The sequence below is a fragment of the Nocardia amikacinitolerans NBRC 108937 genome (genome assembly GCF_001612615.1).
Lineage (GTDB): Bacteria > Actinomycetota > Actinomycetes > Mycobacteriales > Mycobacteriaceae > Nocardia > Nocardia amikacinitolerans.
In genome coordinates this window covers 296,499-316,032 of sequence record NZ_BDAU01000009.1, presented here as the reverse complement: position 1 = coordinate 316,032, position 19,534 = coordinate 296,499, and the positions used below count along the sequence as shown (strand labels likewise).

Annotated in this window: 18 protein-coding genes; 3 read left to right on the top strand and 15 right to left on the bottom strand. The window is 70.9% G+C overall.

Annotated features, from left to right (window positions below; all coding sequences use genetic code 11):
• Window positions 1-2: 2 nt before the first annotated feature.
• The 5 genes from truB to NAM01S_RS09475 all read right to left on the bottom strand — a co-directional run bounded on the left by truB (window position 3) and on the right by NAM01S_RS09475 (window position 7,310).
• Complete coding sequence (gene truB, locus NAM01S_RS09495; RefSeq protein ID WP_067782452.1) at window positions 3-926, bottom strand: tRNA pseudouridine(55) synthase TruB; 924 nt, start codon at window positions 924-926, stop codon at window positions 3-5.
• Window positions 926-1,594, bottom strand: coding sequence for a 4'-phosphopantetheinyl transferase Npt (npt, locus tag NAM01S_RS09490; protein WP_067782449.1), 669 nt, complete (start codon window positions 1,592-1,594; stop codon window positions 926-928). Before npt ends, truB begins: the two co-directional genes overlap by 1 nt.
• Before the next feature lie 32 nt (window positions 1,595-1,626).
• A complete protein-coding gene (locus tag NAM01S_RS09485; protein WP_157107663.1) occupies window positions 1,627-2,583 on the bottom strand; it encodes a metallophosphoesterase family protein in 957 nt (318 codons plus the stop codon).
• A 266-nt stretch (window positions 2,584-2,849) separates the two neighbouring features.
• Window positions 2,850-5,621 (bottom strand): SaeA-related protein, encoded by a 2,772-nt coding sequence (locus tag NAM01S_RS09480; protein WP_067782447.1) that lies wholly within the window; start codon window positions 5,619-5,621, stop codon window positions 2,850-2,852.
• Between the two features lie 6 nt (window positions 5,622-5,627).
• The gene (locus NAM01S_RS09475; RefSeq protein ID WP_067782444.1) at window positions 5,628-7,310 is read right to left on the bottom strand and encodes an Hsp70 family protein; all 1,683 of its coding nucleotides are present in this window, start codon (window positions 7,308-7,310) and stop codon (window positions 5,628-5,630) included.
• A gap of 104 nt (window positions 7,311-7,414) precedes the next feature.
• On the opposite strand from NAM01S_RS09475, the gene NAM01S_RS09470 reads away from it, so the two are divergent.
• The gene (locus tag NAM01S_RS09470; protein WP_067782442.1) at window positions 7,415-7,897 is read left to right on the top strand and encodes a nucleotide exchange factor GrpE; all 483 of its coding nucleotides are present in this window, start codon (window positions 7,415-7,417) and stop codon (window positions 7,895-7,897) included.
• A 1-nt stretch (window position 7,898) separates the two neighbouring features.
• Here NAM01S_RS09470 and NAM01S_RS09465 read toward each other — a convergent pair whose 3' ends face one another.
• The 10 genes from NAM01S_RS09465 to rimP form a co-directional block, all read right to left on the bottom strand.
• Window positions 7,899-8,615, bottom strand: a complete 717-nt coding sequence (locus NAM01S_RS09465; RefSeq protein WP_067782440.1) for a TIGR03943 family putative permease subunit — start codon at window positions 8,613-8,615, stop codon at window positions 7,899-7,901.
• A complete protein-coding gene (locus NAM01S_RS09460) occupies window positions 8,612-9,613 on the bottom strand; it encodes a permease (protein ID WP_067782438.1) in 1,002 nt (333 codons plus the stop codon). The genes NAM01S_RS09465 and NAM01S_RS09460 overlap by 4 nt, the downstream gene beginning before the upstream one ends.
• A 52-nt stretch (window positions 9,614-9,665) precedes the next feature.
• Window positions 9,666-11,048 (bottom strand): MATE family efflux transporter, encoded by a 1,383-nt coding sequence (locus NAM01S_RS09455; RefSeq protein ID WP_084482696.1) that lies wholly within the window; start codon window positions 11,046-11,048, stop codon window positions 9,666-9,668.
• Window positions 11,045-12,046 carry a DHH family phosphoesterase gene (locus tag NAM01S_RS09450; protein WP_067782437.1) on the bottom strand — a complete coding sequence of 334 codons (1,002 nt, stop codon included), beginning with the start codon at window positions 12,044-12,046 and terminating at the stop codon, window positions 11,045-11,047. The genes NAM01S_RS09455 and NAM01S_RS09450 overlap by 4 nt, the downstream gene beginning before the upstream one ends.
• A 12-nt stretch (window positions 12,047-12,058) precedes the next feature.
• Entirely contained in the window at window positions 12,059-12,502 is a 444-nt protein-coding gene (gene rbfA, locus NAM01S_RS09445; RefSeq protein WP_067782435.1) for a 30S ribosome-binding factor RbfA, read from the bottom strand.
• A 48-nt stretch (window positions 12,503-12,550) separates the two neighbouring features.
• Window positions 12,551-12,841, bottom strand: coding sequence for a DUF503 domain-containing protein (locus tag NAM01S_RS09440; protein ID WP_067782782.1), 291 nt, complete (start codon window positions 12,839-12,841; stop codon window positions 12,551-12,553).
• Between the two features lie 112 nt (window positions 12,842-12,953).
• A complete protein-coding gene (gene infB, locus NAM01S_RS09435) occupies window positions 12,954-15,974 on the bottom strand; it encodes a translation initiation factor IF-2 (RefSeq protein WP_067782432.1) in 3,021 nt (1,006 codons plus the stop codon).
• A gap of 109 nt (window positions 15,975-16,083) precedes the next feature.
• Window positions 16,084-16,416 carry a YlxR family protein gene (locus NAM01S_RS33845; RefSeq protein ID WP_084482749.1) on the bottom strand — a complete coding sequence of 111 codons (333 nt, stop codon included), beginning with the start codon at window positions 16,414-16,416 and terminating at the stop codon, window positions 16,084-16,086.
• Between the two features lie 134 nt (window positions 16,417-16,550).
• A complete protein-coding gene (nusA, locus tag NAM01S_RS09430) occupies window positions 16,551-17,579 on the bottom strand; it encodes a transcription termination factor NusA (protein ID WP_067782429.1) in 1,029 nt (342 codons plus the stop codon).
• Window positions 17,576-18,244: a ribosome maturation factor RimP gene (rimP, locus tag NAM01S_RS09425; protein WP_067782426.1), complete on the bottom strand. Its 669-nt coding sequence runs from the start codon at window positions 18,242-18,244 to the stop codon at window positions 17,576-17,578. Before rimP ends, nusA begins: the two co-directional genes overlap by 4 nt.
• Before the next feature lie 181 nt (window positions 18,245-18,425).
• Here rimP and NAM01S_RS09420 point away from each other — a divergent pair, with 181 nt between their 5' ends.
• Entirely contained in the window at window positions 18,426-19,052 is a 627-nt protein-coding gene (locus tag NAM01S_RS09420; RefSeq protein ID WP_307188664.1) for a hypothetical protein, read from the top strand.
• On the top strand, window positions 19,049-19,483 hold the full coding sequence (locus tag NAM01S_RS09415; protein WP_067782423.1) for a ferritin-like domain-containing protein: 435 nt from the start codon (window positions 19,049-19,051) through the stop codon (window positions 19,481-19,483). The genes NAM01S_RS09420 and NAM01S_RS09415 overlap by 4 nt, the downstream gene beginning before the upstream one ends.
• Window positions 19,484-19,534: the final 51 nt, after the last annotated feature.

Below are 19,534 nucleotides of genomic sequence, written 5' to 3'. Positions count from 1 at the left end.
CGTCAGTCCACGAGTCCGCGGGCGCGGATGACGAAGACCGGCGAGGAGCGCTTGCCCTTCTCCTCGAGCAGCGCGATGGCGGTGCCGTCGGCGGTCAGCGCGGCGTGCACGCCCGCGATGCCGATCGGGTCCAACCACCGTCCGTCACGAAGGGATTCGGCCTCGCGGTCATCGATCGTCCGGTGCGGGAAGGCGATTCGGACCGCCGCGTCGATGCCGAGATTCAGCGTGGGATCCTCGGCGAGCCGATCCAGCGTTCGCGCGTGTTCCAGCGTGAAGGGGCCGACCCTGGTGCGGCGCAACGCGGTCAGGTGACCGCCGACGCCCAGCGCCGCGCCGAGGTCGCGGGCCAGCGCCCGCACGTAGGTCCCGGAGGAACACTCCACCACGACGTCGAGATCGACGAAGCCGTCCGAAATATCGCGCCGGGCAAGCACATCGAAGCGCGACACGGTCACCGGTCGGGCGGTGAGGCGCACTTCCTCGCCCGCGCGGTGGCGGGCGTAGGCGCGTTCGCCGTTGACCTTGATGGCGCTGACGGTGGCGGGCACCTGCTCGATGTCGCCGGTCAGTTCCGCGATTCGCGCGGTGATGTCGGCGTCGATGAGGTGCAGCGCGGGGACGGTCGTCAGGATCTCGCCCTCGGCGTCGTCGGTGGTGGTGGACTGGCCGAGCCGGATGGTGGCGGTGTAGGCCTTCGTGGTGAGCGTCAGCAGACCGAGCAGCTTGGTGGCCCGTTCGACGCCGAGCACGAGCACCCCGGTCGCCATCGGATCGAGGGTGCCCGCGTGCCCGACCTTTTTGGTGCGCAACAATTTCCGGCACTTGGCCACCACGTCGTGGCTGGTCCAGCCGCCGTCCTTGTCGACGATCAACAGGCCGCCGAGTACGTCGGGTCGCTGCGCCTGGGTGGTCGGTTCGGTCATCAGCCGTGCGCGATCGCGGTCAGGATCAGCCCGTCGGTGATCAGCCAGCGTCCGTCGAACGCGGTGAGCGGCAGCCCGCCGTCGTTGGTCTGGCCCGGCACCAGCAGCTTGCTGTGGAAGGTGCCCGAACCGGTGCCGTCGGCGTTCTCCTCGACGGTGAAGGTGATGTGCGCCTCCTCGAAACCCAGCCAGCGGGTGGTCAGCGGGAACCACGCCTTGTAGGTGGCCTCCTTGGCGCAGAACAACAGCCGATCCAGGTGCAGGCGAGAATCGGTGTCGCGCAACCAGTCCCGCTCGGCGGGCAGGCTCACCGAGTCGAGCACGCCGTCCGGCAGCGCGCCGTGCGGCTCGGCGTCGATCCCGATCGAGCGGAAGCGCATCTTGTGCGCGAGTGCCGCGGCGCGGTAGCCGTCGCAGTGCGTAAGACTGCCCGTGATGCCGCGCGGGAACACCGGCATACCCCGCTCGCCCTTGCCGATCGCGACCGGCGGCTCACCGAGCTCCTCCAAACACACCCGCGCGCAGTGGCGGGCGCCGATGAAATCGCGACGCCGCTTCTCCACCGACTGCGCGATGAGATGCTCTTCGGCCGGATGCGGCTTCAGATCCTCCGGGTACGCCAACAGCTCGGCCGAGGCGACGCCATTGGGCAGAATGTTCTCGATCATCGGTTCCGAGCCTAGTCGAGGCGTAGGCCTGATCAGACTCCGCGCCGCTTTTGGGCGCGGCTGCGCATCTCGGCCGCGGCCGCCTCCATCTCGGGGGTGACCTTGAAGTGGCCGCCCCACTTGTTCAGCGTGCCGGGCGGATACTCCGGGGCGGGCAGGATCTGCCGCAACAGCTTGTCCGGCAGGCCGCGGCGCTGCCATTCGCGCGGGTAACCGAGCGAGACCTCCTCGAAGCGGACGCCGTCGTAGTAGGAGGTGCGCGGAATGTGCAGGTGCCCGTACACCGAGCACACCACGTTGTAGCTGGTGTGCCAGTCGGCGGTCAGATCGGTGCCGCACCACAGCGCGAACTCCGGGTAGAACAGGACGTCGGTGGGCTGGCGGACCAGCGGGAAGTGGTTGATCAGCACCAGCGGCGTCTCCGGCGGGAGGGCGTCCAGCTTGCGCTTGGTGACCTGCACCCGCGCGTGACACCAGGCGTCCCTGGTCAGATACGGCTCGGGCGAGAGCAGGAACTCGTCGGTGGCGACCACATTGCGCTCGCGGGCGATCGCCAGGCCCTCGGCCTTGGTTTTCGTGCCCTCGGGGAGGAACGAGTAGTCGTAGAGCAGGAACATCGGGGCGAGCGTCACCGCGCCGCCGTGCGCCTCGGCGCCCGAGCCGCGCCACACCGGAAATGGGTCCTCGGGCGTGACGACGTCCAGGTCGCGGCAGATCGACACCAGGTACTCGTAGCGGGCGACGCCGTGCATCTGCACGGGATCCTTCGCCGTGGTCCACAGCTCGTGGTTGCCAGGCACCCAGATCACCTTGGCGAAACGCTGGCGCAGCAGCTCCAGCGCCCAGCGGATGTCGTCGGTCTTCTCCCCCACGTCACCGGCGACGATCAGCCAGTCCTCCGGCGAGTCCGGCTGGATCTGCTCCACGATCGGCCGATTCCCCTGATGCCCGACGTGTACGTCGCTCACCGCCATCAACTTGGGTATCACCACACCCACCTTGTCACATCCGAGGCAACAACCCGCCGCCCGCCTCCGCCAACACGATTCATCCCCGATCGGAACGCGAGGGACGCGCGCGGCATTCCGCGGCAGGCCCGCGACGCCTTGCCGTTCCTATGTCGGTGCGTGCGCGGAGCACTTCGACGCGAGTTCCCGCCGAGCGACTGGCACCGACTGTGCCGCGAGCTGTCCAGTCGCCGGTCGCGATCCATGGCGGCACCGGCATCGCTTCGGCGCCGAGCCCGGCGACTGGTCTATGCGTGCGTCCAGTGGATCCGGGCGCCCGGCGCGAACCCCGCTGCCACGGTGAGCTTGCCGTTGGGCTCGCGGCGGCACGATGCCACGGCGATGTGGCAGGGGCGCGGCAGGTCGGGCGGGACGCGGACGCCGCCGTCGATCTCGTACCGCGTGTTGGTGACCTTCCACGCGCGTGCTTCCGGCTCGTCCGGTGCGAGGGGTGGACGTTCGGGGCGCGCCACCACCATCACCTCGGTGATCCCCGTCGGCCACACGAAGGTCAACAGACCAGCACGCTCGGCCAAACCGGTGACCACCGGAATGCCGCTCGGCATGGGATCGTCCGACACGAGCGGCACGGCCGGTTCGACGCCCGGACCGGTCGCAGCCCCCGCCGGAAACTCGGCGGACGCACCGCTTCCCGCGGACTGCGCGACCGGACCGTGCTGAGCCGAATCCGGTGACGACACCTGGTCGGCAGTCGGACCCGGCCGAGAAGCACTGCCGGAATCGGTTGCCGCCCCGGCCTCGATCACCGAGCCGGGTGGACCGCCGACATCCTGCCGAACGGCGGGTTCGGCCTGTGTCGCCGAGCCGGACCGATCGACCGCCGCGCCCGGCACTGCATGGGCACGCCGGCCGGACGAATCGGGCTCCGCCCCCGGACCGGGAGTGTGGCTCGGGTCGTGCTCGATCGCGCCGGTCCGAGCCGCCGGATCCCCGTTGGCAGTTCGGCCGTACCCACTTACCGGGGCCGGACGGCCCATCGAGCACTGCTGAACCACCGAGCCCGGCGGCATATCCGACGCGGAACCGGCCGACTCGGCCGAGCCGGAACGGTCCACCGAATCGGGCTGGGCCGCGTGTTCGGCGTCGGCACGCGCGCCCGGCACCATCGTCGTGCCCTGTTGCGCGGCAGGACCCGCGTCGGCGGCTCGACCGTGCCCATCCAGCGAGGCGGGCTCAGCTGTCGGCCGAGCGGCTTGTCCGTGCACGTCCGTCGCGGCGGTCGGTAGCCGCTGTGGCTCAGGCCCGGCGTCCGAGCGTGTGGCTTCGGAGTAGGTCCCCGACGCGGCGGCGGCGACGGCGTACACCGGAACTTCGCCGGGCGGAGCGCCGCCGTCTTCGAGTTCGGTGCCTCGGGTTCGTCCGATCACTCGCCAGGAGCCGTCCGGCTGGAGCCGGGTGACGCGGTAGGCCACGTCGTCGGCAGGCGCGGGCGACCAAACGATCTGCACGGAACCGTTCGCCATGCGGGTCGCCGTCACGCGGCCGGGGGCGGGAACGGGGGTGGCGGCCAGCGCCTCGCTCGCGCCGGGATGGTCGACGCAGGCGGCTTGGGCAGCGCGCAGCGTGCGGGAGCGTTCGGCAGACGGTCCCGCGGCCGCGGCGGCGACCAAGTGGTCGGCCGTGGCGACGGCTCGCTCCGCCTCGGTGAGCAGTTCGTCCAGACTCGCGGCGGATCCGGTGGGCGGCGGCACGTCGGCGGCGACGCGTCGCAGCTGCCGGAGGTGTTCGAGCGCCTCCACGTAGCGGGTGGCCGCGCGGGCCGCGAGAGCGACGCGCCAGTGCCTGGCCGCCTCGGCGAGCACTCGTTCGACGTCGTCGGAGACCGAGCGGATCGGTGTGGTGCCCTCGTTGTGCGGATCGAGGCCCCTGGCCTCGGCGATGTGGCGCGCGGCCTCCTGTGGACGGCCGCCGCGCAACGCCGCCCGCGCCGCCTTGAGCGGTTCCTCCCACTGCCGCCGCGGCGGAGCGGGCGCCGCCGGTCGTCCCGTGCTCGATGGGGAAGGGGCGGGCGTCGGACGCGCGGATCCGACGGCGCGCGAACCCAATTCGACGGCCAAGTCTTCGAGCAGCCGACCCGCGGCGTGCGGGTCCATGCCGAGCGCGATCGCCTCGTCGAGCAGGAACTCGTAGTCCTCCCCCACCAGCTCGTCCTCGACGAGCACGGCGGCCCGCACCTTGGGCCGCAGCTCCGCGGTGACGTCCTCGACGATCGAGGCGACGTACTCGTCCACCACGGACCCACCTGGCTCCAGCAGGTCCTGCACGTGAACGAGCAGTTCGTCGAGCACCACGCGCATCCGACCGGGCGGCAGTTCGCGCGACCGAGCGCGCAACGCGTCGGCGCGCAGCCGGATCTCGCCGGTGTGGGTGGCGCGGCTGGGATCCAGCCCGAGCAGTCCGAGCAGCGTCGGCGCGGGCGGACCGTCCACCAGCCGCCCCCATTCGGCGAGCAGCCCGCGAATCTGTTGGCGTCGTTGGTCGGTGAGCGTGCCCGTGGGCGCGGCGGGCTGCGGCACGTCCTCGATGATCCAGTGACGACGCAAACGGGTGGCGACCTCGGCGGCGGACAGCCCGCCCATCGTTCCGATCTCCTCCAGCCCGGGCACTTTCGCGGCGGGCACCCCGCCGTGGCGCTGCACCAGCCGGGAGATCGCGGTGTCCAGCATCTCGTAGCGTTCGGCGTCGCGCTGTTCGCGCTCGTGCCGGATCCGGATCGCTTCGGCCCGCCGCGCGGACCCGTCGAGCAGCAGATAGGACAGTTGGTCGTGGTTTTCCACCAGCAACCCGACGAGCACCCGGTACTTCGGATGGTCGCGCTGGCGCTGCCAGAAACCCCACACCTCGCGCACCCGCGCGGAAACCTCGGCGTCGCTGAGGCTCTCGGCCTCGTCGAGCGGAATGTCGTAGAGCTCGAACGGGTCCGACTGGTCGATGCCGCCGCGGCGCTCGACCGCGGCGAGCACCCGCTTGCGGTAGTCGTTGGGGTCGAAGGCGTGCATGGCGGCTCAGCTGTCGCGGCGGCGGGAGCGCTGCACCTGGTCGAGCTCACGCGCGACATCGGCCTGGGACAAGGTGGCTCCCGTCTGCGCCGACAACGTCAACGGCATATCGGCGTCGACGTGATGCGCGGTCACGTGCAGCACGCCGTCGAATCCCATCTCGAAGGTGACGCGCACCTCGCTGCCCGCCGGATAGCCCGGGGGTATACCGCGAATCCGGCCTTCCACAAGCACTTTGGTGTCCTCGGGACGCATCGAGGCGGCCTGTCCCTGCTGTTCCACGATCGTCAGCTCGATCTGATCCTGGTCCTCGCGCACGGTGCCGAACGACCGACGCACCCGAACCGGCAGCGTCTGATTGCGGTGCACCAGCCAGGCGGCCGCCAGCCCGTAGTGCGAATCCAGCGCGAGCACACCGAATCCGCGCGAGACCACCGTGTCGACCTGGATCTCCAGCATCCGCCGCACCAGGCTGACCGGCTGACCGAACGATTCCGCGACCCGCGCGATCGACTGTTCCAGGTCAGCGGGCGCCGCCTCGTTCAGTCCGGAGCCGTCGCGCAGCCGACCGCGGGTCACGAGGTCGGCCACGATCAACCGTTCCATCTCGAGCTTCTCGCCGTAGAGCGCCGCGCCGCGCGCCACCGACAGATCGGGGTCGCGCAGTTCGCCGATCAGGCCGAGTTCCTTCTCCAGTTCCCTGGCGACCATCGGCATCCGGGAGGAGCCGCCGACCAGCAGCAGCCGGTCGACCGATGCCACGCCGCGCTTGCCCGCGGCGGCCAGACAGTCCTTGGTGAGATCGAGCGTGCGGCGCATCAGCGAGGCCGTCATCGACTCGAGCTCGTCCCTGGTCAGCGTGATGACGGCGCGGGCGCCGTCGTGCGCGACGACGACCTCCGTGCTCTCCTGGTCGCTGAGCTCGCGCTTGGCGCGCTCGGCGGCCAGCACCAGCGCCTGCGAACCGGCCGAATCGTCCAGCGGGTCCTCGGCATCGGGATTGGCCGCGCAGAACTGCTGGGACAGATACAGGGCGATCCGCTCGTCCCAGTCCGCGCCGCCGAGCTGATGATCGCCTTCCACCGCCAGCACCGAGATGCGGCGATCGGCCAGCTCGATGACGGTGGCATCGAAGGTGCCGCCGCCGAGGTCGTAGACGAGCACGGTCTCGCGCGCACCGGTCTTGCCGATGTCTACGCCGCCGTCGAGCCTGCCGAACCCGTAGGAGAACGCGGCGGCTATCGGCTCGGAGAGCACGCCCGCGACGTCGAAGCCCGCGTAGGTGCCCGCTTGAATGGTGGCGCGCCGCTCCTCGTCGCCGAAGTACGCGGGCACGGTGATCACGGCACGGCGCACCGGCTCGCCGCCGCCGAATTCCGCGTCGGCGGCCAGACTCTTGAGGATCAGCGCCGAAACGGCGGGCGCCGACCAGGTCTCGCCGTGCGCGGCGAAACGCCACTCCGCGTCGCCCATCCGGCGTTTCACCAGCGAGCACACGTGCTCGGGATCCAACCGGGCCTGCCGCCTGGCGCCCTCGCCCACCAGATGATCGAACGCGGACGCGAACAGCACGACGGAGGGAACCGTCGGTTCCCCGTTCATGCCGATCATTACTTCGGGCCGACCGTCGGCGTCGATCCGCGCGATCGCCGAGTTCGTTGTGCCCAGGTCGATGCCGTAGACCCCCATGGCAGGCGATGGTATCAGTCACCGCCGACAGTGGCGCAGCGACCGATGGGCGAATCCGGCTGACGCCCAAAACAATCGATGCGTGTCCCGGCTATGGTGCGAGCATGACGGAACCAGTCGCGGAATCGCTCGCCCAACTCGTCGAACGCGTCGAGGACCTGTCCCGGGTCGTCGCCCGCCAGGCCGCCACCATCGAGCGCCTCGCCGACGAGGCCAAGGCCCGCGCCCGCCAGGACCGCGCGGGCGCCGATCTGCCGCTGGTCGTCGAGCTGTTCGCCCTGCACAACGACACCGCCGCGTGCGCGGCCACCGCCGAATCGCCAAGGGAGCGGGCGGCGTTCGAGGCCATCGGCGCGCGCATCGAGCGGCTGCTCACCGGTCGCGGGGCGGCGATCGTCACGCCGCGCCCCGACGACGCCTTCGATTCGCTCACCATGGAGGCCGCCGACGTCACCGCCACCGCCGACCCGTCCGCCGACCGCACCGTCGACGGACTCGTGCACCCGGGGCTCACCGTGGCGGGCCGGTCGGTCCGTCCCGCGGGGGTCGTCGTCCGCCGCTATCGCGCGGTCGAAGAATCCGCGTGAGTCAGCGCCCCCGCTCGTAGGAGTGATCGGGCCGTTCGACGCGGTGGTACTCGCGGACGACGAGCGTCGGGGTCGAGTCGCGGTCGCGGCGCGCGCTGTCCGGTTCCACCACGCCGCGAACCTCGAGCCAGGTGTCCTCGTCGAGCGGTTCCTCGATGCCGGACAGGTGCAGCCGGATGTAGCGGGCGTCGGCCACACAGCAGGTGATCACCACGCGCGCCAGGTCGATGCCGTAGCCGCGCATGCGGCGCAGCACGAAACCGCTGACGGTGATCTCCCGGCCGTCCAGCGACCGTAGGGAGTCGAGCGTCGCGCGGTTCACCACCTCGCTGATCGACAGGAAAGGCGCGGGTTCGTCGGGCAGCGGCGCGTAGGCGACCAATTCCGGTTGCGCCACAACAGGATCCGGCGGACGGATCGCCGAACTCGTCACGGCGGCGCCCGCCCCGAGCGCGGGCGGAGCGACGAGCAGCAGCGTGGCGACCGGCGCGAGCAGCAGCCACTGGACACGTCCGTGTCCGTGCTCGTGCGCCGCGCGCCCACGGTACAGGTCGCCGATGATGGCCGCGGTGCCGAGCGCGACGATGCCGATCCCGCTGATCAGCAGGAACGGGAAGAGTCCCGGCTTCACGTAGCGCAGGTAGGTGCCGTCGAAGGTGGTGCGCAGCACGGCGATTCCGATCAGCAGCAACAGCAGGTTCTGCGTTTCCCGCCTCATCGCGCACCCCCGAGGAAGACGTAACCCGCCACCGTCGCGCAGACGATCGCGACCGCGAAGGTCGACGGCGCGAACCACAGCGCGAACCGCCGCCCGAACGCGCCCGCCTGCATCGCGAACAGCTTGACGTCCACCGCGGGTCCGACGACCAGGAATACCAACCGCGGCAACAACGGCAGTGTCGACATGCTCGCCGCGACGAACGCGTCGGCCTCCGAGCACAGCGCGAGCACCACCGCCAGTACCGCGAGCACCACGATGGCCAGCAGCATCTGGGTCGCCAGGTGTTCGAACCACCGCGGCGGAACAAGGACGTGCAGCGCCGCCGCGGTCGCCGCGCCCAGCACGAGGAAGGCTCCGGCCTGGAGCAGATCGTGTCGCGCCGCCTCGGCGAAGACCTCGGCTCGGGTGCGTCCGGTCACGCAGTGGTCCGGCCCGCCGCGCGGCAGCATCCAGGTGGGGCTGCCGAACCGCGACCACAGCAGCCCCATCACGAGGGCGGTGGCCAGCGAGCCCGCGAACCGCGCCGCCACCATCCCCGGTTCGCCGGGAAACGCGACCGCGGTGGCGATCAATACCACCGGGTTGATCGCGGGCGCCGACAGCAGAAAGGCCAGCGCGACCGAACTCGGCGCGCCCTGATCGATCAGCCTGCGCGCCACCGGGACGACGCCGCACTCGCAGCCGGGCAGCGCCAGGCCCGCGAGCCCGCCGACACCGATCGCGGCGGTCTCGTTGCGCGGCAACACCTTCCGCAGCAGCGCGGGCGAGACGAACGCGGCGATGACGCCGCTGACCACCACACCGAGCACGAGGAAGGGAATGGCCTGCACGAAGACTCCGACGAACATCGTCAGCGCGGTCTGGAGGCGCAGCCGCGCGTCGATCGCCGAGGCCAGCTGGGCCTGCCAGACGATTCCCGCCACCAGTAGTCCGGCGAGAACGTAGGTCGACGACACCCGGATTCGCGTCCGGCGCGCGGGCAGGTGCTCGAGCATTCCCACATCTTGCCAGGAATGAATATCGTTTTCGAAATAACGAACCGGTCGGTCAGGCGCGGCCCAGCGGGATCTCCGCCCCCACCTGCGCCCAGCGACCCGTCAGCGTCCGCCAGACCACCGCGGCGAGCCGCAGCACCATGAAGGCGACCAGACCGGACCAGATGCCCGCGATCCCCCAGTCGTAGACGAGCGAGAGCCAGATGGCGGGCAGGAAGCCGATCAGCGCGGCGCCGAGCGTCGCGGTCCGCAGGAACGCGGCGTCACCGGCGCCGAGCAGCACGCCGTCGAGCGCGAACACCACGCCGGCGACCGGAATGATGCCCACGAAGAACCACCACACCACGTGGGTGCGATCCAGCACCGCCGGGTCGTCGGTGAACAGCGGCGGGACGACCGCGTACCCCGCGGCGAAGGCACCGGCCAGCGCGAGCGCGAAGATCTCCGACCACCGCGTGACGCGCCACGCGAGCCGCCGCGCGCCCACGGCATTCCCGCCGCCGAGCGCCGCACCGACCAGGGTCTGCGCGGCGATGGCCAGCGAATCAAGGGTCAGCGCAAGGAAGTTCCACAGTTGGAGGACCAGCTGGTGCGCCGCGACGGACGCCGCACCGAACCGCGACGCCACGGCCGCCGCCGACACGAAACAGGCCTGAAAGGCCAAGCTGCGCATGATCAGATCGCGGCCGAGCACCAGTTGGGCGCGCATCACCACCCAGTGCGGGACCAGTGAAACCCGTTCGCGCACCAAGGCCGCCAGGAACAGCGCGGCCGTCACCGCCTGCCCGGCGACGTTGGCCAACGCCGAGCCTGGCAACCCGAGCGTGGGCGCGCCGAGCAACCCGTGCACCAGAACCGGGCACAGCACGGCCGAAAGCGCAAGACCGGCAACCACATACAGCAGCGGACGGCGGGTCTCCTGAACACCGCGGAACCACCCGTTGCCCGCCATCGCGATCAGAATCAGCGGCACCCCGAACAGCGCGATCCGCACCCACGGCAGCGCCTCCGCGGCGATATCCCCGCCGCCCGCGATCGCGCTGGTCAGCGGAACGGCGAACGCCTGCACCGTGATCAGGATCAGCAGGCCGACCAGCACCGCGAGCCAGGTGGCCTGCACGCCCTCGGCCACCGCGCCGCGCTCGTCGCCCGCGCCGTGCCTGCGCGCGGCGCGCGCGGTCGTTCCATAGGACAGGAAGGTCAGCTGGGTACTCACCTGCGCGAGAATCAATCCGCCGACGGCCAGCCCGGCCAGCGCCAGCGCGCCGAGCCTGCCGACCACCGCGAGATCGAACAGCAGGTAGATCGGTTCAGCGACAAGCACACCGAGCGTAGGCAGCGCGAGTCCGAGGATGCGCCGCGGCCCGGCCTCGACGGGATCGGCGTCCAAAGTGGCGCGGACACTGTCGGTGTCGTCGATATCCTGCCTGGTCATCCGAGCGCCGCGAGCAAGGCCCGCACCACGTCCTCCGGGCGTCCGTCGGTGGTGTACCCGGCCGCGTAACGATGCCCGCCGCCGCCGAGCGCGGTCGCCACCTCCGCCACATCGACACCGTCGTGCGCGCCTGGCCCGGAATCGCGCGAGCGCAGCGACACGGTCCAGCGTCCGTCGACGGTGCGCGACTCCTTGAACACCGCGGCCACCCCGGCTTCGGCCGTGGTGCGCACGATATCGATGACGCTCTCGACCTCCTCCGAGCGCACGCCGGTGACATCGTCGCGACGCACGAACGCGTACGCCAGTCCGGTACCACCGCGCGCGGCGGGCTCGAGCCGTGCCGTGCCGAGCACTCGCGACAGCATCGGCAGCCAGTCGAACGGGTGGGTGTCCATCAACGTGCGCGCGATCTCGGCGCCGTCGATTCCGGTGGCCAGCAGTCGTTCGGCCAGCTGGTGGGTTCCTGGTCGCACCCAACGGAACGAGCCGGTGTCGGTGACCAGGCCCGCGTACAGGCAGTGCGCCACCTCGGCATCGATCGGCTCACCCCAGGCGTCGAGCAACCGGGCGATCAGGCTGGTCGTCGATTCCGCGCCCGAGTCCACCACGTTGATCGCGGCGAAGCGAGTGTTCGAGCGGTGATGGTCGAGAACCAGCGTCGTCGCCGCGCCGGACAGCCGGTCGGCCAGCGCGCCGAGCCGCCCCGCGCTGCCGCAGTCCACCGCGACGAGCAGGTCCACTTCGCGCGGCACCTCCGCGGGCCGGGCCAGATGCTCGATCCCGGGCAGCGAGCGCATGGAAGCGGGCAGTTCGGCGGGTTCGGCGAACGACACCCACACCGGGATGCCGCGCCGATGCAGCACGAGCGCCAGCGCCAAACCGCTGCCGATGGTGTCGGCATCGGGTTGCACATGGCACAGGATGGTGACCGATCCCGCGGCGTTCAGCGCCGCGACGGCCGCGTCGAGCTCGGCCTCGTTACCGCTCGTCGTCATCCGCGCCGCGCGTCACTCGGCGCTGTCGCGCTCGACCTTGTACGGGTCGGCCTCGCCCGCGGGCCTGGCGTTGGCGGCCGTCCTGGCCACCGCGTCGTCGGCGGCCCTTGCGCGGGCCAGCAACTCCTCCATCTGGCGCGCGGCGTCGGGCACCTTGTCCAGCACGAACGCCAGCGTCGGCGTGAACTTCACCCCGGTCCCCGCCCCGACCTTGGAACGCAGCACCCCCTTGGCCTTTTCCAGACCGGCGGCCGCGGCCGCGTAATCCGGTTCGGCGTCGAGGGTTTCACCCATCACCGTGTAGTACACCGTGGCCTCGCGCAGATCACCGGTGACCTTCGCGTCGGTGATCGTCACGAAACGCAGCCGCGGATCCTTCACCTCGTATTCGATCGCGGTGGCGACGATCGAGGAAATCCGCTTCGCGAGTCGGCGTGCCCTGGCTTGATCCACCATGGCCGTCTCCTCCTCACTGTTGTCTGTATTCGGTTGGCGTCGCGGGCCTTAGTCCTCGGGCCCGAAGATCCGGCGGCGTACTGCCAGCAACTGTAACTCCGGGCGCGCCGCGACGTGCCTCTCACATTTGTCGAGCACCTCGGTCAGGTGATCCATGCCGGCACTGACCATGGCCACTCCCAGCAACGAGCGCCGGTACCGATCGTGTTCCCCGCCCTCGGCCGCGCTCACACCGAAGCGTTGCAGCTCGGCGAGTATCGGCCGGATGACCGACCGCTTCTCCTTCAGCGAGTGCACGTCGCCGAGCAGGATGTCGAACTCCAGTGCACCTAGGTACACCCACACACCTTTCAGTGTTCTAGGCCGAACCGAACACCGCACCTCGCGCCCGGCGCCCCGCCGGGTGGGCGGGGCCACGGACGCTGGTGCGGTGTTCGAATACTCGGACCGGTCAGTCGCGCGGCTTCTCGCGGAGCTCGTACGCCTCGATGACGTCGCCCTCCTTGATATCGGAGTAGGTCAGCGTCATACCGCACTCGAAGCCCTCGCGGACCTCGGTCGCGTCGTCCTTCTCCCGCTTCAGCGAGGAGATGGTGACGGTCTCGGCGATCACCACGTTGTCGCGCAGCAGACGCGCCTTGGCGTTGCGCTTGACCGACCCGGAGGTGACCATGCAGCCCGCGATGTTGCCGACCTTCGACGAGCGGAAGATGGCCCTGATCTCGGCGCGACCCAGCTCGACCTCTTCGTAGATCGGCTTGAGCATGCCCTTGAGGGCCTTCTCGATCTCGTCGATGGCCTGGTAGATCACCGAGTAGTACCGGATGTCGACGCCCTCGCGGTTGGCCAGCTCGGTCGCCTTGCCCTCGGCGCGCACGTTGAACCCGATGATGATCGCGTTCGACGCCGAGGCCAGGTTGACGTTGGTCTCGGTGACGCCACCGACACCGCGGTCGATGACCCGCAGGCGCACCTCCTCGCCGACCTCGATACCCATGAGGGCCTCTTCGAGGGCCTCGACGGTACCGGAGTTGTCGCCCTTGAGGATCAGGTTCAGCTCCGAAGTCTCCTTCAGCGCGGCATCCAGATCTTCCAGGCTGATCCGCTTGCGGCTGCGCGCGGCCAGCGCGTTGCGCTTGCGCGCGTTGCGGCGGTCGGCGATCTGGCGAGCGATGCGGTCCTCGTCGACGACGAGCAGGTTGTCACCGGCGCCGGGCACCGAGGTGAAACCGACGACCTGGACGGGCCGCGACGGCAGCGCCGCCTCGACGTCGTCGCCATGCTCGTCGACCATGCGGCGTACGCGACCGTAGGCGTCGCCCGCCACGATCGAGTCGCCGACGCGCAGCGTGCCGCGCTGGATGAGCACGGTCGCCACCGGACCACGGCCGCGGTCGAGGTGCGCCTCGATGGCGACACCCTGGGCGTCCATGTCCGGGTTGGCGCGCAGGTCGAGGGCGGCGTCCGCGGTGAGCAGGACGGCCTCGAGCAGTGCGTCGATGTTGGTGCCCTGCTTGGCGGAGATGTCGACGAACATCGTGTCGCCGCCGTACTCCTCGGCCACCAGGTTGTACTCGGTCAGCTGCTGCCGGATCTTCTCCGGGTTCGCGCCTTCCTTGTCGATCTTGTTGACCGCCACGACGATCGGCACGTCGGCCGCCTGCGCGTGGTTGATCGCCTCCACCGTCTGCGGCATGACGCCGTCGTCGGCGGCGACCACCAGGATCGCGATGTCGGTGGCCTTCGCACCGCGGGCACGCATGGCGGTGAACGCCTCGTGACCCGGGGTGTCGATGAAGGTGATCAGTCGGTCGTCGTCGCCGAGGTGGGTCATCACCTGGTAGGCGCCGATGTGCTGGGTGATGCCACCGGCCTCGCCCTCGCGGACGTTGGCCTTGCGGATCGTGTCCAGCAGTCGGGTCTTACCGTGGTCGACGTGACCCATGACGGTCACCACCGGCGGACGGACCTGCAGGTCCTCCTCGTCGCCCTCGTCCTCGCCGTAGGTGAGGTCGAAGCTCTCCAGCAGCTCGCGGTCCTCGTCCTCGGGGCTGACCACGTGCACGACGTAGTTCATCTCGCTGCCGAGCAGCTCGAGGGTCTCGTCGTTCACCGACTGGGTCGCGGTGACCATCTCACCGAGGTTGAACAGCGCCTGGACCAAGGCGGCAGGGTTCGCGTCGATCTTCTCGGCGAAGTCGGACAGCGACGCGCCGCGGGCGAGCCGGATGATCTCGCCGTTGCCGCGCGGCAGCCGCACGCCACCGACGGCGGGCGCCTGCATCGACTCGTACTCGGCGCGCTTCGCCCGCTTCGACTTGCGGCCACGACGCGGCGCACCACCGGGACGACCGAACGCACCGGCCGCACCGCCACGGCCACCGGGACCGCCGGGACGACCGCCGCCGCCACCGGGACGACCACGGAAACCACCGGCCGCGGGAGCACCCGCACCGGCACCGGGCGCACCGGTACCGCCGCCGCCACCGCGGTAGCCGCCGCCACCGCCGCCGGGACGACCGGCGCCACCGGCGCCGCCACCTGGACGACCGGGACGACCCGCACCGGCGCCGCCGGGACCCGGACGAGCCGAACGCTGCGGCATCGCACCGGGATTCGGACGCGGAGGCATCGAGCCGGGGCTCGGACGCGGACCGCCGGGACGGGCGCCGCCACCCTGGGCAGCGGCCGGACGCGGACCGGCCTGGCCGGGACCAGGACGCGGGCCACCCTGGGCCGGACCCGGACGCGGGCCACCCTGAGCGGGACCAGGACGCGGGCCACCCTGGGCCGGACCCGGACGGGGACCGCCCTGGGCCGGACCCGGACGCGGACCGCCCTGGGACGCCGGACGCGGGGCGCGCTCGGGCGCGGGCGTCGACGAGTAGGGGTTGTTACCGACGCGCGGGGTCTTGGGACCTGGCTTCGGCCCACCGGGGCGCGGACCACCCTGCGCGGGCGCACCGGGACGCTGCTGCTGGCCCGGACGCGGCCCACCAGGGGTCGGGCGCGGACCGGACGGAGCGGGCGCGGCCTTGGCGGCGGGCGCCGAGTCCTGCGCGGGCGTCGCCGGGCCCGGCTTCACGGCCGGACCGGGGCGAACGCCGTCGCCGGGACGGGTGGTGGCCGGGCTGGGAGTCGCGGCGGCGGCCTGGGCCGCAGGCGCGGCCGGGGACGACGCGGCGGCTTGCGCCGGAGCCGGGGTACGTGGGCCGGGGCGCGGACCGCCCGCGGCGGGCTTCGCGGCCGGGCGGGCCGACGAAGCGGGCCCGGGGCGTGCCCCGGACTTGGCGTCTCCCGCCGGCGCGGACTTCGCCGCCAGCGACTCGCGCAGCCGACGCGCGACGGGCGCTTCCACCGTCGAGGACGCCGACTTCACGAACTCGCCCTGCTCCTTGAGCGTTGCGAGTAGTTCTTTACTCGTGACACCGAGTTCTTTTGCCAACTCGTGCACGCGGGCCTTGCCTGCCACTGCTCTCCTCACTGAGAGGTCGAGCAGTGCCACCGTTTCAGGGGACGGCGGCCCGCACGACCTCGGGTTATCTCCGATGGACGTTCATCGTTGGTACTTCACGGTGTGCTCATGAGTGCTCGTGCCTGTTCTCGAGGTAATGCTCCAGGGCTGAGATATCCAGATGTCCGGACACTCGTAGTGCTCTGCCGAATGCTCGGCGCCGTTCTGCGGTGCTCAGACAAGACGAAAGGGGGTGCAACCAGGCACCCCTCCCGGGAAGTCTGCGCCGCGGATCGGGAACGATCACGACGATACGGGATCCGTCGCCGGTTTCCCGATCTTGTGCCACGATCCGCAACAGATCGACGGCCAACTCGCGCTTCCGGCATCCGATGCACGTACGCACCGGGGCCGACCGCCGCTCGGAAGCGGGGAGTCGATCGGTGGTGCGTTCGGGCAAAGAAGCCGAAGGCTCGTGCTGAACCTTGGACCACTGTACCGCTGCCCGGCCCCGAACGCCGAACCCCTCCCCCGCGGAAGTTACCAACATGTCATCCCCGGGGCGGGATTCCCTGTTCGCGGTGTGAGCTTCGCTCAACTGCGATGCGCCTCCGTCCGCACGCCGCCGCCCACGTCCGGGGCCGCGTCGCTGCGAATATCGATCCGCCAGCCGGTCAAACGCGCCGCCAAGCGGGCATTCTGCCCTTCCTTGCCGATGGCGAGCGAGAGCTGGAAGTCGGGCACGACGACGCGGGCGGCCCGCGCGTCGGGATCGACGATAGTGACGGAAACCACTTTCGACGGCGAGAGCGCGTTGCCGACGAAGGCGGCCGGATCCTCGGCGTAATCGATGATGTCGATCTTCTCGCCGGCCAGCTCGCTCATCACGTTGCGCACGCGCTGGCCCATCGGGCCGATACAGGCGCCCTTGGCGTTGACGCCAGGCACGGTGGAGCGAACGGCGATCTTGGAGCGATGCCCGGCCTCGCGGGCCACCGCGACGATCTCGACCGAGCCGTCGGCGATCTCGGGGACCTCCAGCGCGAAAAGTCTGCGCACCAGATTCGGGTGGGTGCGCGAGAGGGTGATCTGCGGGCCGCGCGGGCCGCGGGAGACGCCGACCACGTAGCACTTGATGCGATCGCCGTGCTCGTAGGTCTCGCCAGGCACCTGCTCGGCGGGCGGGATCAGGCCCTCGGTGCCGTGCAGTTCGCTGCCGATGCGCACCACCACGGTGCCGCGGGCGTTGGCGCGCGCGTCGCGCTGCACCACACCGCCGACGATGTCGCCCTCGTGGGTGGAGAACTCGCCGAAGGACTTCTCGTTCTCCGCGTCGCGCAGCCGCTGCAGCACCACCTGGCGCGCGGTGGTCGCCGCGATCCGGCCGAAACCCTCTGGGGTGTCGTCCCATTCGGAGATCACGTTGCCGTCGGCGTCGAGTTCGCGCGCCATCACGCGCACCACGCCGGTCTTCTGGTTGATGTCGATGCGCGCGTTGGGCTGGTGGCCCTCGGTGTGCCGATAGGCGGTCAGCAGCGCCGACTCGATCGCGGAGATCACCGTCTCGATCGAGATCCCCTTGTCGGCGACGATCGCGCGCAGGGCTTCGATTTCGATGTTCATTCCACGATCCCTTCGGTCGAATCGGACGCTGTTACGGGTAGTGCATCGGTGTTTCCTCGGGCATCCGCGGCGTCGTCGACCGCGAGAGCATCGTCTTCGTGCCCCGGTTTCGGACGACCGGGCGCCACCCCACCCGCCAGCTCCAGCTCTCGCTCGCCTGGCGCGGAGAACTCGACCTGGACGACGGCCTCGGCGATATCGGCCAGCGGCACGTGCACCCGGTGCGGGTTGCGTTTGCCGCCGAGCACCAGCGCCACCGAATCCTGCCCCAGCGCACCGACTCGCGCCTCGAACCGCGCCGAGCCGCCCGGATCCGGTGGCTCGGCCCCCGGTCTGAGCGTGACGCGCACCTTGCGGCCCTGCGCGCGGCGCCAGTGCCTGTCGGCGGTGAGCGGACGGTCGATGCCGGGAGTCGAGACTTCCAGCAGATAGGGCGTCTCGCCGAAATCGCCCGCGTCGTCGAGCAGCAGCGAGAGTTCCGAGCTGAGGGTGGCGATGGTGTCGAGATCGGCGGTACCGTCGCTGTCGACAGTGACCTTGACCTTGGCCTGCGCGTCCGCGTGCTTGCCTGCCGTCGAGATCTCGACGCCCTCGAGGTCGAATCCCCGGCGTTCGACGAGCCCAGCAACTAGCTGGCTCACCCTTTCCTCGGTCGGCATCGGCATGTGGGGCGGCTCCTGGTTCAGTTGTGACGCGGTCGGAATTTTCTGTACCGAAGGTCTAGCGTAACGCGCCACGAGAGTGTAAAGGACCATCGGGCCGAGACATGCGTCCCGGGTGCGCGGCGCGCAGGGCGGGTCGCTCGGCGTGAGCGGAGTGGTCGGACCGGTCTGGCACGATGGTGCCGTGCCTCTCCGCCTCCTCGCCCCGCCCTCGGCCGGGCGCACCTTCGGCAGCCGGGTCGACCGGCACGCGTCCCAGGACACCGTCGCGCACCGCGTCCCCCTCGTCGACCGCCGTACCGCGTTGCGGCTCGCGGGCGGCGGAGCGGTCGGCGCCCTCGCGCTCGGCGCCGCGACGGGCTGCGCGGACGAAACCGTCTACGAACCGGATCCGCTTGCCGCACAAGAGGTCATGGCTCGCACCGACGCCGCGGCGGCGACCGCGGCGATCGCGCTCGCCCCGCAGCGGCAGACCGCGCTGAGCACGATCGCGAACGAACGCACCGCGCACGCGGACGCGCTGCGGACCGAGATCGCCCGCGCCGTCGGCGTCTACGGCGACGGGACCACCCCGGCGCGCAAGACCCGGGACAACGCCCTGCCGTTCGCCGCGGTCACGACCGGCCCGGAGCCGACGGGTACGGACGTACCACCGATCTCCCCGCCGAGCCTCGACCAGTTGCGCGAGCAGCTCGCCCGCTCCCGTAAATCCGCGGCCGATCTCGCGGTGACCCAGTCCGGTTACCGCGCGGGTCTGCTCGCCTCGATCAGCGCGTCCTGCGCCGCGCACGCCGGGGTGCTGCTGGCATGACCGACGCCGAACGCCAAGCCCTGCTCGACGCGCTCGCCGCCGAGAACGCCGCGGTCTACGCCTACGGCGTGATCGCCGCCTTCGCCTCCCCGGAACGCGATCGCCTCATCGCCGAGAACACCGCGGCGCACCGGGCCCGCCGCGACACCACCGTCGACGCGCTGCGCGCGGCGGGGGCGAGCGTGCCGCCGCCGGAGCCCGCCTACACGATCCCGTTCCCGGTGGACGGCCCCATCGACGCGGCGCGACTGGCCGTCACCGTCGAGAACGACACCGCCATCGCCTGGCGCGCGGTGGTCGAGCACGGCGCGTCCGAGCCGAACCGCCGCATCGGTGTCGACGCGCTCACCGAATGCGCGCTGCGCATGGCCGCGTGGCAGGCGATTCTCGGCACGAACCCGCCGACCGTCGCCTTCCCCGGCAAGCCATGAGGCCCGTCGGGTAGCCCGACGTTCGCCGCCCTCGGCACGCCGCCGCACGCG

Excerpts from the sequence above, each read along its gene's own strand:
- truB (WP_067782452.1), bottom strand. The coding sequence starts at position 926 with ATGACCGAACCGACCACCCAGGCGCAGCGACCCGACGTACTCGGCGGC.
- npt (WP_067782449.1), bottom strand. The coding sequence starts at position 1,594 with ATGATCGAGAACATTCTGCCCAATGGCGTCGCCTCGGCCGAGCTGTTG.
- NAM01S_RS09480 (WP_067782447.1), bottom strand. The coding sequence starts at position 5,621 with ATGCACGCCTTCGACCCCAACGACTACCGCAAGCGGGTGCTCGCCGCG.
- NAM01S_RS09475 (WP_067782444.1), bottom strand. The coding sequence starts at position 7,310 with ATGGGGGTCTACGGCATCGACCTGGGCACAACGAACTCGGCGATCGCG.
- NAM01S_RS09470 (WP_067782442.1), top strand. The coding sequence starts at position 7,415 with ATGACGGAACCAGTCGCGGAATCGCTCGCCCAACTCGTCGAACGCGTC.
- NAM01S_RS09465 (WP_067782440.1), bottom strand. The coding sequence starts at position 8,615 with ATGAGGCGGGAAACGCAGAACCTGCTGTTGCTGCTGATCGGAATCGCC.
- NAM01S_RS09460 (WP_067782438.1), bottom strand. The coding sequence starts at position 9,613 with ATGCTCGAGCACCTGCCCGCGCGCCGGACGCGAATCCGGGTGTCGTCG.
- NAM01S_RS09455 (WP_084482696.1), bottom strand. The coding sequence starts at position 11,048 with ATGACCAGGCAGGATATCGACGACACCGACAGTGTCCGCGCCACTTTG.
- NAM01S_RS09450 (WP_067782437.1), bottom strand. The coding sequence starts at position 12,046 with ATGACGACGAGCGGTAACGAGGCCGAGCTCGACGCGGCCGTCGCGGCG.
- rbfA (WP_067782435.1), bottom strand. The coding sequence starts at position 12,502 with ATGGTGGATCAAGCCAGGGCACGCCGACTCGCGAAGCGGATTTCCTCG.
- nusA (WP_067782429.1), bottom strand. The coding sequence starts at position 17,579 with ATGAACATCGAAATCGAAGCCCTGCGCGCGATCGTCGCCGACAAGGGG.
- rimP (WP_067782426.1), bottom strand. The coding sequence starts at position 18,244 with ATGCCGATGCCGACCGAGGAAAGGGTGAGCCAGCTAGTTGCTGGGCTC.
- NAM01S_RS09415 (WP_067782423.1), top strand. The coding sequence starts at position 19,049 with ATGACCGACGCCGAACGCCAAGCCCTGCTCGACGCGCTCGCCGCCGAG.